This window comes from Thiohalocapsa halophila, assembly GCF_016583825.1.
Lineage (GTDB): Bacteria > Pseudomonadota > Gammaproteobacteria > Chromatiales > Chromatiaceae > Thiohalocapsa > Thiohalocapsa halophila.
Window position 1 is genome coordinate 24965 of record NZ_NRRV01000053.1, and the last position, 16693, is coordinate 41657.

17 protein-coding genes are annotated in these 16693 nt (G+C 67.4%); 14 read left to right on the forward strand and 3 right to left on the reverse strand.

What is annotated here, in order from left to right:
• Positions 1-48: 48 nt before the first annotated feature.
• The 9 genes from CKO31_RS18515 to CKO31_RS18555 all read left to right on the forward strand — a co-directional run bounded on the left by CKO31_RS18515 (position 49) and on the right by CKO31_RS18555 (position 8053).
• Positions 49-1062, forward strand: a complete 1014-nt coding sequence (locus CKO31_RS18515) for a patatin-like phospholipase family protein (RefSeq protein WP_200240385.1) — start codon at positions 49-51, stop codon at positions 1060-1062.
• The gene (cfa, locus tag CKO31_RS18520; protein WP_322789179.1) at positions 1035-2189 is read left to right on the forward strand and encodes a cyclopropane fatty acyl phospholipid synthase; all 1155 of its coding nucleotides are present in this window, start codon (positions 1035-1037) and stop codon (positions 2187-2189) included. Before CKO31_RS18515 ends, cfa begins: the two co-directional genes overlap by 28 nt.
• Before the next feature lie 3 nt (positions 2190-2192).
• Positions 2193-2834, forward strand: coding sequence for a hypothetical protein (locus tag CKO31_RS18525; RefSeq protein ID WP_200240386.1), 642 nt, complete (start codon positions 2193-2195; stop codon positions 2832-2834).
• Positions 2831-3946 carry an ATP-binding protein gene (locus CKO31_RS18530; protein WP_200240387.1) on the forward strand — a complete coding sequence of 372 codons (1116 nt, stop codon included), beginning with the start codon at positions 2831-2833 and terminating at the stop codon, positions 3944-3946. The genes CKO31_RS18525 and CKO31_RS18530 overlap by 4 nt, the downstream gene beginning before the upstream one ends.
• A gap of 9 nt (positions 3947-3955) precedes the next feature.
• Complete coding sequence (locus tag CKO31_RS18535; RefSeq protein WP_200240388.1) at positions 3956-5080, forward strand: metal-dependent hydrolase; 1125 nt, start codon at positions 3956-3958, stop codon at positions 5078-5080.
• 157 nt (positions 5081-5237) lie between these two features.
• Positions 5238-5798 (forward strand): thermonuclease family protein, encoded by a 561-nt coding sequence (locus tag CKO31_RS18540; protein WP_200240389.1) that lies wholly within the window; start codon positions 5238-5240, stop codon positions 5796-5798.
• 53 nt (positions 5799-5851) lie between these two features.
• A complete protein-coding gene (locus CKO31_RS18545) occupies positions 5852-6271 on the forward strand; it encodes a DUF2267 domain-containing protein (RefSeq protein WP_200240391.1) in 420 nt (139 codons plus the stop codon).
• Positions 6268-6888, forward strand: a complete 621-nt coding sequence (locus CKO31_RS18550; protein WP_242475496.1) for a LysE family translocator — start codon at positions 6268-6270, stop codon at positions 6886-6888. The genes CKO31_RS18545 and CKO31_RS18550 overlap by 4 nt, the downstream gene beginning before the upstream one ends.
• Before the next feature lie 118 nt (positions 6889-7006).
• Positions 7007-8053 carry an AcrVA2 family anti-CRISPR protein gene (locus CKO31_RS18555; RefSeq protein WP_200240392.1) on the forward strand — a complete coding sequence of 349 codons (1047 nt, stop codon included), beginning with the start codon at positions 7007-7009 and terminating at the stop codon, positions 8051-8053.
• Between the two features lie 4 nt (positions 8054-8057).
• Here CKO31_RS18555 and CKO31_RS18560 read toward each other — a convergent pair whose 3' ends face one another.
• A complete protein-coding gene (locus CKO31_RS18560) occupies positions 8058-8333 on the reverse strand; it encodes a hypothetical protein (RefSeq protein WP_200240394.1) in 276 nt (91 codons plus the stop codon).
• Positions 8334-8453: 120 nt separating this feature from the next.
• Between CKO31_RS18560 and CKO31_RS18565 the strand changes: the two genes are divergently transcribed.
• Positions 8454-8726 carry a hypothetical protein gene (locus CKO31_RS18565; RefSeq protein ID WP_200240396.1) on the forward strand — a complete coding sequence of 91 codons (273 nt, stop codon included), beginning with the start codon at positions 8454-8456 and terminating at the stop codon, positions 8724-8726.
• Positions 8727-9210: 484 nt separating this feature from the next.
• Here CKO31_RS18565 and CKO31_RS18570 read toward each other — a convergent pair whose 3' ends face one another.
• Positions 9211-10074 carry a hypothetical protein gene (locus CKO31_RS18570; protein ID WP_200240397.1) on the reverse strand — a complete coding sequence of 288 codons (864 nt, stop codon included), beginning with the start codon at positions 10072-10074 and terminating at the stop codon, positions 9211-9213.
• A gap of 919 nt (positions 10075-10993) precedes the next feature.
• On the opposite strand from CKO31_RS18570, the gene CKO31_RS18575 reads away from it, so the two are divergent.
• Positions 10994-11497 (forward strand): hypothetical protein, encoded by a 504-nt coding sequence (locus tag CKO31_RS18575; protein WP_200240399.1) that lies wholly within the window; start codon positions 10994-10996, stop codon positions 11495-11497.
• Positions 11498-11633: 136 nt separating this feature from the next.
• On the opposite strand, the gene CKO31_RS18580 is transcribed toward CKO31_RS18575, so the two are convergent.
• Entirely contained in the window at positions 11634-12038 is a 405-nt protein-coding gene (locus tag CKO31_RS18580) for an H-NS histone family protein (RefSeq protein ID WP_200240401.1), read from the reverse strand.
• A 1180-nt stretch (positions 12039-13218) separates the two neighbouring features.
• Between CKO31_RS18580 and CKO31_RS18585 the strand changes: the two genes are divergently transcribed.
• The 3 genes from CKO31_RS18585 (at position 13219) to CKO31_RS18595 (ending at position 16158) form a co-directional block, all read left to right on the forward strand.
• Complete coding sequence (locus CKO31_RS18585; RefSeq protein WP_200240402.1) at positions 13219-13554, forward strand: potassium channel family protein; 336 nt, start codon at positions 13219-13221, stop codon at positions 13552-13554.
• 201 nt (positions 13555-13755) lie between these two features.
• The gene (locus CKO31_RS18590; RefSeq protein ID WP_200240404.1) at positions 13756-14727 is read left to right on the forward strand and encodes an endonuclease/exonuclease/phosphatase family protein; all 972 of its coding nucleotides are present in this window, start codon (positions 13756-13758) and stop codon (positions 14725-14727) included.
• Positions 14728-15651: 924 nt separating this feature from the next.
• Positions 15652-16158 (forward strand): hypothetical protein, encoded by a 507-nt coding sequence (locus CKO31_RS18595; RefSeq protein ID WP_200240406.1) that lies wholly within the window; start codon positions 15652-15654, stop codon positions 16156-16158.
• The last annotated feature ends 535 nt before the right edge of the window (positions 16159-16693 follow it).

Sequence of the window (16693 nt, forward strand, 5' to 3'; positions counted from 1 at the left end):
TGTCTATAATGACAGTTGTTCAGAGATGTCAACATGAGGATCAGCACCTTGGCCGAGTCGCTCGGCATCCGTCCCAAGCCCTACCGCATCCTGACGCTCGACGGCGGCGGGGTGCGCGGCATCATCCCGGTGCTGTGGCTGGAGCGCCTGGAGAAGTACCTGGGCGGCCCGGTCTACACGCACTTCGACTTGATTGCCGGAACCAGCGTTGGCGCCATCCTGGGGTGCGCCTTCGCCCAGGGCATGACGGCCTCGGAGGTCCGCGCGATGTGGCTCGACGCTGCCCACACGGCATTTGCGCGGCCGGTGGGCTGGCGCGACCACGCCCGCCGCGCGGCCTTCGCCGTCGGCGCCGGTACCAAGTACGACGGGCACAACCTCTCCGTGCTGCTGCGCTCCGTCTTCGGCACGCATCGCATGGGGGACCTCGCCCGTCCCACGCTCGCCCTGTCCTACGACATCCAGACGCAGCGCGTGCACGTGTTCAGCTCGGTCCGGGAGGATCACCGCGACCTGCCCGTTTGGGAGGTCTGCCGGGCCTCGGCCGCGGCGCCGCTGTTCTTCGACGCGCACATGATGGTCGTCGACAGCACCGGTGCCCGCCACCCGATGATCGACGGCGGCGTGACCGCCAACAACCCGGTCGTGCTGGCGATCTCGGAGGCGGTGAGCAGCGCCGGCGCGCAACGTGGTATGCGCTTGGAGAATGTCGTGGTCGCGAGCTTCGGCACCGGCGAGGCGCCAGAGGGCAAGCCCACGGCCCCCAAGACCATCTTCGGGCACGGCTCAACCATCCTGCAGGCCCTGCTGAGCGGGGCCACGGGCACGGACCACGTCACGGCCCGCACCCTGCTGCCGGCGCACTCTTACTGGAGATTCCAGACCGCGATCGCCGCACGCCTGGAGGCGCTCGATCGCATCGAGTCGATCGACGAGCTGCAAGCCATCGCGATGGCGCGGCTCGCGGATGGCATGGACCACCGCCTCGATCAGCTCGCCCGGCGGCTTCAGGGCCGGAGCCTGGACCGTCAGCCGTGGGAGCGCCTCCGGGCTTCCGAGTGATGGCCTGGCCGGAGGCGTTGGTGCGCGCGCGGTTTGCGGCCGCCGGGGTTCCCATCGATGGCGAGCACCCCTGGGCGATCCAGGTCCGCGACGCGCGGTTCTTCCGCGAGCTGCTGGCGCGCGGCTCGCTCGGTCTCGGTGAGGCTTACGTCGCCGGCGTCTGGGAGGCAGAGCGCCTCGATGAGACGATCCGCCGGCTGCTGGCCGCGAATCTCGACCGCATCGCGATGCCGATGGATGCCCTGCGCCGCGCCGCGCTGGCGACCGCCGCACTCTGGCGCAATCGCCAGGGCCGGCGCGGCGCCCGCGCAGCGGCGTCCTTCCATTACGACGCCGGCAACGCGCTCTTCCGGGCGATGCTCGGGCCGAGCATGGTCTACTCGTGCGGCTACTGGCGGGCGGCCGACAACCTCGACGACGCCCAGGCGGCGAAGCTCGACCTGATCTGTCGCAAGCTCGATCTGGCGCCCGGGCAGCGGCTGCTCGACATCGGCTGCGGCTGGGGCAGTCTCGCGGCTCACGCGGCCCGCCGCTACGGTGTCGAGGTGCTCGGCGTCACGCTCTCGCGCGAGCAACAGACATTCGCCGCGCGCCGCACTGCCGATCTGCCGGTGACCATCCGGCTCCAGGATTACCGAGACGTGCGCGGGCGTTTCGACCGCATCGTCTCAGTCGGCATGTTTGAGCATGTCGGCCCGCGCAACTATCGCGCGTTCTTCGACACCGCCGCGCAGCTGCTCGCCGACGACGGCCTGCTGCTGCTGCACACCATCGGCCGGTACGACACCACCGCGCAGACCGACGCCTGGATCGACCGCCATGTCTTCCCCGGCGGCAAGCTGCCCTCGGCGGCGCAGATCGCCGCCGCCATCGAGAGACGGTTTGTCTTCGAGGACTGGCACAACTTCGGCCCCGACTACGACCGCACGTTGACCGCCTGGTGGGAGAATCTGCGCCGTGCCTGGGAGCCGCAGGGATTCGCCGCCCGCTGCGGCGAGGCGCAGCTGCGCCGCTGGCGCTACTACCTGCTCGCCTGCGCCGGGTTCTTTCGCGCCCGCCACGGTCAGCTCTGGCAAGTGGTGCTCTGTAAGCACAGCCGGCGGGCCCGGTACCGGCGGGTGGTGTGACCGGTGCGTCGCGCGCTCTCGGCGCTCGCCTGGTCGTTGTTGGCCTGCGGCACGGCCGAGGCCGCCGCGGACTGCCCCGGCGCCGGGCGGCTCCAGGAGGCGCTGCGGCTGGTGGAGACGGCCAACCCCGTCCTGCGCGCCGAGGCCCGCGCCTTCGACGAGGCGCAGCGCCAGCGCGACTGGTCGGCGACGCTCAAGCTCGGCTACGACACCAACACCACGCTGGAGTCCGGTGCGAAGGGACCGCGCGGGCTGCTGTCGGTGGAGATCCCGCTGTTCGATCGCAGCAGCGACCTGGAGAAGGCCGAGGCGCGCGCCGCCTACGTGGCCGAGGTGGACGCCACGCGCACGGCGTTCCTCGCCGACATCCGCAGCCTCTGCGAGCTGGCGGCCGAAGTCGGCGCGCTCGACGAGTACCGCGCCTTCAACCGCGACCGCACCGTCTACCGCCAGGAGCGTGTCGACGAGGGCCTCGACGAGCCGGATGTGCTGTGGACCGAGTTCGACGCCGCCCAGCGCGCGGAGAACGAGTTCACGGCCGCCCGCGGTCGCCTCGAGGCCCTGCGCCTGACGCTGGCCCGGCGCTGGGGTGGCCCGCAGTGGCAGCGGCTGCGGGCGCTGCTGGAGGCGATGACGAGCCGATGAGCGCGACCGAGACCGATGTCGTGGCCGATGCCGAGCTGACGCCGCCGCAACCGGTGGCGGCCGCTATGGAGACGCCCGGCGATGATCCGAGCGCGGCCCACTCGCTGCCCACAGGCGTCGATGAGGCCGGCCCCGAGGCCCTGGTCGAAGACGAGTCCGAGGGTCCCGTACCCCTCTATGTCGGTCGCGACGCGCAGATCGCCGAAGCCGCCGAGGCGCTGCTGGCCGGCTCCAGCATCGTCGTGCGCGGCAAGCCCGGCATCGGCAAGCGCGCCTTCCTGCGCCAGGTGCGCGGGCGGCTTGCGGACCAGGGCGGGAAGGTGTGTCTGTGGCCGAATGTCAGCACCGCGAAGACCATGGGCTTCGATCTCTGCGAGCAGGTGCACGAGGCCATCGGCCTGCAGGTGCCCGAGTCGCTGATCCCGCCGCGGTTCCGGGCCTCCGCCCGGCGAACGGGCACGGTGCCGTTCCGCCACATCCGCCGTGCGGTCAACCGCATGACGGCCGCCGATCAGCTCAATCTGGCGCTGGCGACCCTGGCCAACGTCGAGCGCAAGCGGGTGGTGCTGTTCGTGGAGTCGCTGGAGCTGCCGCCGACCCAGGCCGACATGCTGCACCAGCTCGCCGAGTATGTGCAGATCGCCGCCACCCACGAGGAGCACAACAAGCGCAACCGCATCATGCGCCTGCTGTGGCGCTTCGAGCGCCAGATCGAGCTCAAGGCGCTGCCGCGCGCCGAGGTCCGGCGCTGGGTGGAGGCATGGCTCGAGCGCCACCCCATCCACTTCGCCAAGCCGAAGCTGCGCGAGGCCTTCGTCTCGGCGGTCTGCCGCGATGCAGGCGGGGTGCCCGCAGCGGTGGAGGGGATGCTCGCGGCCGCCGCCGCCGAGCCCGAGGTCTCGCGCCGGACCGTGCGCGAGATGACCCACGAAGCCGCGGTGCAGTATCTGGACATGACGCCGCTGCTGATCATCACGGCTGCCGGCTTCATGGCCCTGCGCTACATCTCCCGCGGCATGGGCATGCAGGAGCTCATGGTGATGGCCGGCGTGGGGACGTCGCTGTTCTGGGTCATCCTCTACTTCGCGCGGATGATGCAGGCGAAGCGGTGAGGACCCGGCGTGCTCGTCCCCTCCCACCTCGCCGCCGCCCACGCCGCTTACCTCGGCGCCTGCCTGGCCACGGCGCAACAGCCGCAGCCGGCCGAGGCGCTGGTCGCGCTGGGCGGTGCGCTGATCCCCGACCTGGACTCGCCGCAGTCCTACGCCGGGCGCGTGCTGCCGCCGTTCTCCGGCTGGATCGAGCGCAATTTCGGCCACCGCACCGTCACGCACGCGTTGCTGACGCAGGCCGCCGTCGGGCTCGCGGCCTGGTGGCTGCTGCCGCCTGGCTTCTTCATGGCGCTGATGGCGGGCTGGGTCTCGCACTCGTTCGCCGACATGATGACGCCCTCGGGCGTCTGCTGGTTCTGGCCGTCGCGCGTGCGCTGCGTGCTGCCCGGCAACCCGCGCTTTCGGCTGGACATCATGGGCGGCGGCGAGCTCGGGTTCGTCATCGTCATGGCGCTCGCCAGCGTGCTGATGATGCCGCTGGCGGCGACGGGGAAGGGCAGCGCCGGGCTGATCCGCGCGGCGCTCGGCCAGCTGGAGGCGGCCCGGCAGGAGTACGACCGGGACAAGGGATCGTGGGCCTTCGAGGTCGAGCTGCGGGGGCGGGACAACGCCACCTTCGCCGATGTGTCCGGCCGCTACCCCGTGCGCGGTCCCTGGCGCGAGACCGGTCTGATCCTGGACACCGACGACGGGCCGGTGTCGCTGTGCACCGGCTCCACCTGCGACTGGTACGCCGACCACGCGGCCATCGAGCGCGCGGGGCGCCAGGACACCACCGCCACGCCCGTCGAGGCGCAGGTCCTGCCGGTTGGGGTCTTGGCCGGACGGGTGCAGCCGCTGACGGAGCAGGGCAGCGTCTATCTGCTGGGCTCGGCCCTGGTCGGCCCCGGCGTCAAGCCGGACCCGCCGACGCTGGAGGTCGCTGGTGAGGTGCTGCGGTTCGTCTACGCCGGCCCCGCAGCGCTGGAGCGGCTTCGCGGCCGGACGCTGCGCGAAGTCGAGCTGACCATCCAGACCCGCCACGCGCCGGGCGCCGTGGTCGCAGAGCCCGCGCCGCCCGAGCCGTCGGCGCCCGAAGTGCACCCCCTGCTGCGTCGCTACTGGGTCGAGCCCACTGCCGCTCCGCCCCGCTGAGCTGGCAGAATTCCTCTCGACAGGTATCAGACCGACAGTAATCGCGCCAATTTTTGCGTAAAGGGCAATGGGGCGATGATAAGAAGTCTGATTGTTGCGGACCGAGCAAAAGCCTCGCGGCAAGATCCGCCCGAGACAGCTTGAGCAGGAGCGAGCGATGCGCGCGTTTTGGAGCCGACTGTTGCCGCGCCGGCAACGCATCATCCCGTTTTGGATAATCGCCGGTGTAGCGATCGCCGGCCCCTGGGTGATCGCCGAGGACGGGCGACTCGGCGCCTGGTGGCGCGATCTCACCAGCGGACCGCCGCAGAGCTGCACGGTCTCCAGCGTCACCGACGGCGACACCATCCGCGCGAAGTGCGCAGGCGAGGGGACCAAGATCCGCCTGCACTGCATCGACACACCGGAGATGGGCCAGCGCCCCTGGGGCCGCGAGTCACGGGATGCCCTCCGCGCGCTGCTCCCGCCGAGAATCGGCCTGCGTCAGGTGGATACGGACCGCTACGGCCGCATCGTGGGGATCGTCGTCGATCCTGCCGACGACACCGAGATCAACCTGGAGATGGTTGCCCAGGGTCAGGCCGCGGTGTATCCCAAGTACTGCCGCGATCAGCGCTACTACGCGGCGCAGGACCAAGCGCAGGCAGCCGGCCGCGGCATCTGGTCGCGTCCGGGGGATCATCAGCGACCTTGGGAGTGGCGCCGGGCGCGGCGGTGACCGGGCGCCGCGTCCGCCCGTGGCGGGACACCTTCGACCCGGAGGCAGCGAGCATGCCCGTACCGGCCGAATATGAGCGCGCGTCAGCGCAGTTCTATGACTACCTGGTGGACGCGCGCGACACCGCCGGGCTGTGGAGCACGCACGTCGCCTACACGATGACCCAGGGCGTCTTTCAGGTCTTCCGGCGCAGGCTGGCGACGGAGGATGCGATCGCCTTCGCCAACGTCCTCCCGATTGGTCTGCGCGCGCTCTTCGTCACCGAGTGGGATGTCCACGAGGAACGGAAGCCGTTCGAGGACCGCGATGCGATGACCCGGGAAGTCCAGTCGCTGCGTCCGAACCACAATTTCTCGCCCGACACGGCGATCCGCGACGTCGCGCAGGCCCTGAGGCGGCATGTGGACGAGGCGGCGCTCGACGCCTGTCTTGCGAAGCTGCCCGCCGGTGCGGCGGAGTTCTGGACGCCATGAGTCCCGGCGAGGCCCTCGGTCTGCTCGCCGCATTGGCCGCACTGGCGGCGCTGCCCAGCACCAGCGTGGCGCTGGTGGTCACCCGCTCGGCGACGGCGGGATTGGCCCACGGTGTCGCCGTCACCGTCGGCATCGTGCTCGGCGACCTGGCCTTCGTCGTCATCGCCCTGCTCGGGTTGAGCGCTCTGGCGGAGGCCCTCGGCGGCCTGTTCACGCTGATCAAGCTGCTCGGCGGTCTCTACCTGGTGTGGATCGGCATAACCATGCTGCGCGCGCCTGCTGAGGGCTCTGGCCTCGGCGCCGCGCCTGCGCCGACCGGTGGGCTGCTCGGCAGCATCCTGGCCGGCCTGTTCCTCACCCTGGCCGACGTGAAGGCGGTGCTGTTCTACGCCAGCCTGTTCCCGCTCTTCGTCGACGTGGGCCGGATCGGCTTCGAGGACCTTGCGTTGATCGTCGCGATCACGGCCGTCGGCGTGGGCGGGGTGAAGCTGGGCTACGCGCTCGCGGCGCACCGGCTCGGCCGCCTGGCGCGCGACTCCCGGATCGGGCGCATCGCGCAACGCGGTGCCGGTGGGGTGTTGGTCGGCGTCGGGGGATACGTCATCGTGACGGCGTAAGGGGCGCGAAGCAGGTCCGAGCCGAGCGGCCGTCAGCGCCAGCGGACGTGGCGCCACCGATGAGGTGGCACAATAGCCGCCCCGGCGCGCGCAAGCCGTCTCCATCCCGCGATCCCTGATGACCAGCCCTCAGCCCACCGACCCCCGCCCCCGCCAGGTTGTCACCGCCGTCGCCCGCGCCTATCCCGACGCCTGGACGCTGGTGGACCGCATGCGTGCCGGGCGCGGCGGCGAGTTCCCCGACTGGCCCGAGTGGTGCTTCCTGCCGCTTCAGGGCATCCAGGCGGTCATCGGCCGCGGTGCCGCGCAGCTACCGCCGGAGCGGTTCGCCCATATCGGCATCGTCGGGGCGCTCGCCGCCTGGCGCGTCTCCCAGGGCATCTACCGCTTCGACCCGGACCTGGCCGCCGCCGTGGCGGAGACGCCGCTCACCGGCGAGCTGCCCGCGGCGCTGCTGTACCGCCTTCCCGAATGGTGCGTCTACATCGAGACGCCCGGGCGCACCTACGGCGGCCGCCCCCTGCACGGCTTCTGGGCGCACCTCGACTACGAGGTCGACGGCGGCAACGACGAGCTGCGCCTCGTGCTCGACGTCGCGCGCACCCCGGCCGAGGCCATGGACCCGGTCCACGGCCAGATCCCGGTCCCGCTGATCCTCGGCGGCGGCACCCTGACCGACGCGCTGGAGCGCGTCATCGAGAGCGGCAAACAGCGAGCGCAAGCGCTCGGCCTGGAGGTCTCCGCTGAAGCGCTCGGCGACGCCGAGGCACAGGCCGCCGCGGTCGCGCCCCTGGTGGCTCTGGTGCTCTACCTCTGCGCCGAGAACGCGGAGATCGGCGACGACGTCACGCGACCGGCACGCCCTGAGCCCAAGCGCACCAAGCGCGGCCCCCGGCTCTTTCCGCCGCCGAAGGCGACGAGCTGGGACGTCGGGGTTCGCATCGGCGCGGCCCTGCGCCGCACCGCGGTCGGGGAGGGCGATCCGGCCGCATCGGCGGGCGAGGGCAGCCGCAGCAGACCGCGGGCCCACATCCGCCGCGCCCACTGGCACACCTTCCGCATTGGCGAAGGGCGCACCGGCCGCAAGGTGCGCTGGGTGGCGCCGGTGACGGTCAATGTCGAGGATACCGGGGCGCTGCCGGCGACGGTGCATCGGGCGGAGTGAGCCGTTACGCCGATCCAAGGCCCTCCAGGCCTGGCATCATCGCCGCCCCCGCGTACTTGAACCCGCCTGCCCCGGTGTAGACGACCCTCAGAGTCCCCGGCCGTCGCCCGCAGGCGGTGCACCGCAGCCGCGCCGGGATCGCCTGCACCGTCAGCCCCGGCGGCAGGCTGGCGCGGTCCAACGCAGCCGAGTGCCCGCAGCCTTCGCAGAACGCCATCAGCGCGAACCGCTCCGGCGGGAAATCATCGGGCAGATTGCCCGCCTGTAGGGGTTCGGCCATGGCCTGGACTCGGCGTTGCGCGCGGTGTCCGATAGTATCGGCCTACGACAGGCCCGAGCCGTGAGTCCGCGGGACCGACGCTTGCCGGTGCCGCCAACCGCCATCCCGAGTGAGCGCAGTATGACCCCCGAGGAGTGCGACCGCTGGCTCGCCGCCGGCATCGCCGTCTTCCACGGCTCCAGTGACCCGGCCGACTTCCCGCCGCTCTACGATGCTGCGGCCCAGCGCCTTTGGCTCGGCGGATTCGGTGTGGCGTGGGCCGAGTGCCCGGCCGGCAGCGACGGCTGGTGCGCGCAGCCCGTCGACGTGGCGCTGATGCGGGCGTTAGAAGGACGGGAGGCGCTGCTGGCGCAGTTGTGCACCCATGAAATGCCGCCGGATGTGGTGCACTGAGGAGACCTTGGCGCGCCGCCGGCTTGGCGACTCCATCGTCAGAAAAGAGGCCAGATCGCCCAAGCCGGGACCGGCTCACCGCCAAAGCACCCCCAGCGCCGCCAGTCGCGGCCGACACCGACAGCACCGGCGAGGACTGATCCGAGAGCCCGACGCAGTCCGACAGCCCGAGAACGTGGCATCCGCGCGCGCCACTCGCCGCGGGCTGAGGCCCGCGTCTCGGCCGGCCGCGCGCGCGGGCTTGCCGTGGATCGAGGGCTTGTCGCAGGCGCGCGCGGTCGGTCCTGGTTCGCGTTTGCGTTTCGATCCTGATAACGCGTTCCAGTCACACATGCTGTCGCGACTGTTGTAACTGCTTCGCGGGTGAAGCAGAGAACGCGCCTGCGGGTGTCCAGTGGCGTCCCTCTACATCGCCATTCGACCTTCCTGGAACACGCGGAGAACAATTGCGGTTAATGGCGCAGCGACTCCTGCGTACAAACACTCACCGGATGGCCCGGCCTGCGAGAAGCCGTCCAATCTTCGATATGAAATTGCTGAAAAAATAGGGTATGAGCGCAAAGAACCTCCAAGGCAACTTCAGCTGCCAAGCCGACACTGGGAGGTCAGTGGCGACGTCAGAAATTGAGTTATACGGGTTGGCGAGGTCTTGAGCAATTACTGTCAAAGTGCCAGCGTTCTCAAGGTCCAAATGATAGATCGCGTCGTTCCCGTGGAAGAACAATTCCGTTTCGCTGATGCAGGCGAGCCCCCAAATACCTCCATCGCTTCGAACGAACATTCGCGTCGGTGATCCTGTGACCCCTGCCGCACCTGCGCCGCTGATCTTGTATAAGCCACTTGGAACGACATTGCCAGAACTGAGGAAAAGGGTGCTTGCGCCTGCGAACGCAAAGTTGCCGCGCCAGCCGCCGTCCCACTCGCCTTCGGAGCAAGGGTTTGGTAAAGGTAAATTAAAGCCCTCAGTGTCACAGTAAAGGAGCGGGTAGTTGTTCCCGGTCAGCTGGTAAATCGCGATGGGCGAACCCCAGTCCGGTGTTGTGTGTGCGCTGAAGTAGAGTCGCGGTACACCGGCAACGAGCCGAATTTCAAGATTGCAGATCTGCGCGTGGTGTTCGAATAAGAAAATCTCTTTTGGCGGATCGCTGGACAGATCGAGCTTGTAGATGGTGCGGTAATCGACTTCATGCGGGTCTGTGCGCGCAAGGAAATACATTGCATTCTTATAGATAGCTGTGATGCTCTTAATGCTGGCACTCGGGAAGGTGTACAGCACGTCCGAGCTCAAGGGCGCCTGCGCGTTGAGGTTATAAATCGTGTTGCTAAAGGCATACTGAATCATGCTCATAGTGCCTCCTTTCCCCTGGCGTACAGCTGGGGCGGGATGAGTGCTATGTGATCAACGGCGAGAGAAATCCCCTGCATGATCAAGTGTAGTTCCTGATCTTGAGTTCTGTGGCGAGTGAAGCCCGCCAGGGATCTGGGCGCTTGGCCGTGCCGACGGCGTGAGTACTGCGAGCTTCTATGCCTGGGTCTGCATCAGGCGGCACCGCAGGAGGTGTCGGCATCCAGTGGGACGCACGCCGCACACCAGAAGCGAGCATCGACGGTGGCGGCTGGCGCCGGCGGCACTCGCAAGGTTGCCCTCGGGAGCCCCGAGCAGCCCGACAGCCCGAGAACGTGCGCATCCGCGCGCGCGACTCGCCCGCTCGCTGCGCTCCCGGGCTCGGCCGGCCGCGCGCGCGGGCTTGTCGTGGATCGAGGGCTTATCTCAGGCGCGCGCGGCCGGCGGCACGGTTCTCGGCCCGCCGACCAACCGGCACAGGGAGCCTTCCCGGCGCAGTCGTCCGGCGGGCAACGGGCCGAACGCCCCGTGTCTTGAACAACGCGCCGGCCCATCCGGCGAATCGGCATGCCCTCTTGCGCTGTCCGCGCCCGTGATGCGCGACCCGCAGCGCTTTGACAGCGTCGACCGGCTGAACTTTACTTCGTTATACGTCTTGTAGTTTTGACGGTGCCGCGTTTGGCCGACAGAGCGCAGACTCCGGTGCGAGGCCGATGGCTCGGTGGCCGCCGCAACCAGTCACGCGCATTGGGTTGGGTCGGCTTGTGCGGCTTGTCGGCGCCAGGGCCTGTCTGCTGGACCGACCTGCCTCGCGCACACGTCGGCGTTCGTAGTATCGACGGCGATCGTTCTCGCGACCGGGCGGTTAGGCGATCGTCGTCAGCCGAGCCGCGCGTGCGCTGCATGCCATAAGGAGTGATTGATGACCAACGTGATGCGACTCCTTACCCTGGCAGCGGTTGTACTGCTCTTGCCGTTGATATTGATTCTGATTCTTCGATCGACCGACGATTGCGCCGATCCAAGCGTGTCGCTGGATGCCACGCAGAAACCCGGCGGGCTCGTCGCGCTGGACGGTCGTGTCGCGAATGTCGGCACCCTGGACTATACCGCTGACGCCGACATCGTGGTGACCATGAACGTCCGCTATCCGCCGATGACGTACAACCAGATTGGGATCTCGGAAGATATCTGTCGCAAGAAGCTGGGGACGCTTGGAGCAGGGGAAGAACTCAAGTTCAAGTGCAACTACACCATCCCCGATTTCGGGTCCTGGACGAACGGCGGGGCGCCGGATGCTCTGCGGCTGTTCACTGCTTGGATTCAAAAGAGCGATTACGCATTCCATACGCCAGGAGAGGACTGTGACGCTGACGACAGCAGGGCTTGGGTCGAGGTCGGATACCTCAGTGCGCCGGGAGAATAGCGGCTCTGTTGAGCGAGCGCCGGCAGGTAGGGGACAGCGGCTCGGGGGCGCCTGAATGAGCGCCAGGTGACCCCGAGAGGAGCAGCCTCGCCCGTGATCGCCGAGGCCGTCGTCGGACGCGCGATGGCGCCTTGCCTTATGCGGCCAGACGCAGGTGGGTCGTTTTGAACTCCTCGCGCTGCGCCTTGTCCGCCGGATCGTAGCCTGCGGCTTCCATCTTCTCGCGCAGCCAGCCCGGCAGCGGTCCGCGTGCATAGGCCCGCTCCGGGTTCTCCGGATCGATGTAACGGGTGACGGCCCCGGGGCCGTGCTTGGCGGATCGGCCGCGGCGACCCTTGCTTAACCGGGCAATCACCTCGTCGAGGTCGTAGCCTCGGGCGTCGACCTGCTCGCGCAGATCATTCAGGAAGTCGGCGAATTCGGCGGCTTGTCTTTCGCGCAGTGCCTCTCGGAGTGCTGTTTCAGCGGCTTCGAGCTCGGCAAGGTGTGCTCGGATCTCTTCAACGGTGTGGGATTCAGAGGTGTGCGTGCTTGTCGGCATTGTTGTTCTCCCGAAATGAAGTGCAGTTGCGGAAACAGCGCGGTCTGCGCGCGCTGGACGCACAGCCGTTCTCGTGCAGGTTCCGTGCTCGACGTCGAACACTGTGTGCTGGACGCATCTGCTGGATAGTCGACTGCAGCGGCGTGCTGTCTCCGCAGGTTGTTGTCACTGGCCGGCGACGATTGATGTGCTGCGGGCTGGCGCATCGATGGGGATCGCAGCGCGGGTATTGTCGTGCCATGAGCAGGTCTGCAAATCCGCGGCTCGTGACGCGGCGCGAACAATACGTCTTCTGACGAATTGATGTCAAAAAGAGTCGCTTCCAAGGGTGGCCTACTGAACAAGCCCGCGCAAATCCTGATCGACTCGACGGACGCTGGGCGTAACGCCGGAATCGATCCGGCGCAAATGCGCGATTCGAAACCCGGCGCGAGATCTTTGACGCTGGACGGATGACCGGATGAGTTTGCCCCGTCCAGAACTCGGTCGCGTCGTCTGCGGCGCATGCCAACAAGTGCACCGGCCAAACCCCAAGGGCCGGTCAATTGCCTCGTGCGCGAGGACTGCACCGACGCGATGCCTTGTGTGCGCCGCGCTGATGCCGGCGCCATCGCTGTCCAGCGGTCATGCCGTTGGTCGGTCCGCAAGCGGTCCGGGGCCGCGTCGAGCCCGCCGAGCATGCGCTTTCGCGGACGAGGTTGCTGCACCGCGTCATTCAGACGGTTACGAGCAGCACTTCAGGTCGGCTCTCCTTGACCTGGCGCAATGTATTACAGTTAGGAGTGAAATTCGAGGCATCCACATGACCTGTGGATAACCCTGTGGATGGGTTGTCGGCGCTCGCCACGGCTCAAACGTTTGCAGGGCGTCTGTCGGATTGACCAGTTTTTGGTCAGTCGATTTTGTGCGTGAATTCAGTAAGCTGCGGTATATTACTGAATTGGAACTGAGGCTTCCCCTGGACGCGGTTTCAGTCGCGTGTCAAGCGCCAAGTGTGAACAACGTCAGAATCTGCTGCATCGAGGGGTCGTTCAGGAGTGACTTTGCTCAACATACAGAGGAAGTATCGGGCCGAGCCTGGTGGAGGCGGTCGTGTCGGCCTTTGCGATGGCTGCCTGAGTCGCCGCGCCAGAGGAACGAGCATGCAGGTTCGCGTGATGCAGGGCAGCTGGAGGGCACCATGGAAGTCACACTGAGCTTCCTGCAGCACTTCTGGCACGGCCTGGCCTACATCTCGCCGATTATTCTTTTCCTGCTGCTGCTAATCTTGGCGGGCGCCTGGATGTTCCACAGGGTCGAACAACGGGCGTGGGGCGAGGCGCTCTACATGGCGTTCATCACGGCGATCACCATCGGCTACGGCGACATGACGCCGCAGCGTCCGCTGACCCGGCTGACGGCGATCCTGCTGGGGCTGGTCGGTGTCATCTTCACCGGGATCATTGTGTCGTTAGCGGTGTATGCCACGTCAGAGGCACTGGCCTCGGCATCCACGCCCCCGCCTCGGATGCGATGAGGCCGGCAGTGACGAGACTGTCGAATCCGCCGCGAGGTCTGCCGGGAACACCGGGGCCGGCTGCGGAAACCAGCCGAAGCCGGGCACTGGCTGTCGCGACCTGCGCGACCTGGTAGCTGGCGCGCGACGCACCAAAGCAATAGCACCGTCACAGCCATGGGCCATGCTTAGGGTGTCGTCACGACCCAACGGTAGGCACCCATGGCCGCGCATCACATCGCCTTCTGGAACGTGGAGAATCTGTTCGACGTCGAGGACTCGCCGCGACGCTCGGACAAGCTGCAACGGGCGCTCGGCAGGGAGTTGGCCGGGTGGAACCAGGCCCAGCTCGACGCCAAGATCGCCCAGCTCGCGTGGATCATCCGACAGCTCAACGACGGCGCGGGACCGGACCTGCTCGGTGTCTGCGAGGTGGAGAACGCCCATGTGCTGGGCCTGCTGCGCGATGCGCTGGCGCCGCTGGGGCGCGACTACCGAATCGCCCACGCCGACACCGCCGATCAGCGCGGCATCGATGTCGCCTTTCTCTACGATGGTGCGCGCTACGCTATTCGCGACGGCGAGACCTTCTCCCACTTCGTCATGCGCCGCACCGCCACGCGGGACCTCTTTCAGGTCAACCTGCGCACGAAGCCTTCGGATCGCCTCTTGGTGGTCATCGGCAATCACTGGCCGTCACGCAGCGGCGGGCAGGCGGAATCGGCCGCCTACCGCGCCATCGCCGGCGAGACCCTGGCGTACTTCCACGAGCGCATCCGCCAGATCCACGGCAAGGACGTGGCGGTGCTCGCCATGGGCGACTTCAACGACGAGCCGTTCGACCCCTCGTTGAGCGACTACGCGCTCGCCGAACGTCAGGCGCAGAAGGTGCTCAACGCGCATACGCCGCGGCTGCTGAACCTCATGTGGCCAACGGTGGGCGCGGCGCTCGGCACCCACTACTACAACAACCACGCCAACGTCCTGGACCAGTTCCTCGTCAGCAAGGGCCTGCTGACTGGCGCGTCGGGCTTTGGGGCGCGGACCGGTTCGGTTCGCGTGGAGCAGTTTCCGGAGATGGTGGACGCCGGCGACTACCCCGACCCGATCCGTTTCGGGCGGGGCGATGATGCCAATCTGGGCGGGTACAGCGACCATTACCCGATCAGTGTCGTGATCGACGAGGATGACTGAACCGGTGGATGTGGGCGTTGGGGTCGGGCCGGGGCGTCGGCATCCGCCGGAGGCGTTGGGTGCGAGACGGCGGCTGTCGTAGCAGAACTCCGACCAAGGTTAGGCTGGGTATTCGTCGGGGAGCTGCCGACGGAAGCGTCCGGAGCGTCTCTGCGCCGATGGCGGCGTAGGCCCTCGGCCAGCCTCACCGGCTGTCAGGGAAGCGGAGCACGGTGCATGCCCTTGGCATGCCGGGGTGTGGCAACTGGTTACCGATAACTGCGGGGAACACCACCTCTGGGCTGGACAGCGGCCGGTCACCGGCGCATTGCAGACCTTGGTCGCGTCTCTGCTGCGACGCCGCTGAAAGCAGCTGTCGGCCAGGAGCGGTCACCGAGCCCAGTCAGCCCAGCGGCAGTTGAGCGCAGTGAAACGGCCACTCGCGGCGCCCACTCCGCCCCATCTGCTGTCGTTCACCTACTCGCGGCGAGCGTCCGCTTAACTAATCTTTACGCTCTCGTATCGGCGGCGTCTCAAACGGGGAGCCAGACGATGCCGTCCACAGGCCCACCAGGGCGCAATGCCCTGAAGTATCTTGCTGACGAGTTGAACCGACCACGATACAGCGCCGAAGGCCGCGCCCGCGTTGACGTTCCATGCCCATGTCTGCAAGTTGCGTTTCCCGGGTCTTTCGCCATACTAAAAATGTGGAAATATGATGCGGCCCACATTTTGGCCCTCCGTCTTGCTGGGCAGGAGTTCAGGCGGCGTTGGTCATCGCCGGGGTCTGCCGCCCGACCGGTCGTCTACCGGGACAACACCCTGCCTTGAAGAAAACATCAGAACTCAGGAGTATCGAAGTCGCGAAGCAACGACGACAGCCACACGACGCCGGGCCGGTCCGGAGCGCTCGAGCAGCAGTTCGTTGCGGCCGGAGCCCACATCTTGAGCGGATTGGCCGAGATTGAGGCTCGTCGCGCAAGCCGTGCTCAGAGTCTCCTGGAGAATCTGGCATCAACCCTGGAAGCGGAGCATCCTGCGATGATTCGTCGCAAAGACCAGTTCGAGCTTCGAAGAGCGTCAGTGCTGGGTCTGCGCACGCAAGCGGAAAGGCTGAAGCGGCGTCCTACGATCGGCGAAGGTCAATCACTCGTTTACGGTTGCGTATTGGATTCAGCAGATCGTCCTGCGACTGGCGTGCATATGACCCTCTTACGGGGGGAGGACCAAGTACCCGTTGGAGAGACAGTTAGCGATAAATATGGCGACTTCGCAATCGTCATGTGCACCGCGCCCAGCGGGGCGGTAACGACTTCACCGTCGGCGTGGCGGCTGCGAGCCACCGCTGACGACGGCACTCTCTTATTCTCGTCGGACCAACCGTTCGATCTCGCGCCGGGCGCGTCGGTCTATGTCGAAGTTCGCCTCACGGGCGAAGACTCGGATGACTGAGTTGCCTCCTGCCTAGCTTCGCCCGCGAATCACAAGATCTGGAGGACGCTCCTTGATCCTTGGCGCACGGCCAAGACCAAGCTATGAGGATCTTCGCGGTGTTGCGTCGCCGACCGCCTTTTCGGTGCAGTCCGGTCGCTCGCGACGCGGGGCGCGGTTGCAGCAAACAGGATCGCGGAGGCGGGACCTCGAGATAGCTCACTGGCAAGTTATGCCGGCATACCGGACACCGGGCGCGAAATCTCCGGTCACAGCAATGGATCTTCACCCGACGTCCAAGGGTGACATGACCAACGCCCGCAGGGAGTCCTTCAGCGGACCTTCCGCGGTCGAGCGGATGTCCGCGCTCTTCTCACACGTCTCGCCCATGACCATGACACCAGCCAACCGACCGGCGCTCGGAGTCAGTTTCGCCCCAGCATCCGCACGACGACGCGCGCCGAGCGGACACTGTTCACAAGCCCGCCCGACAAACGGCTAACGCGCAGCGACAACGTAAGTTCGAGCGCGGCCGCGCAAACACCGCGCCGCCGCG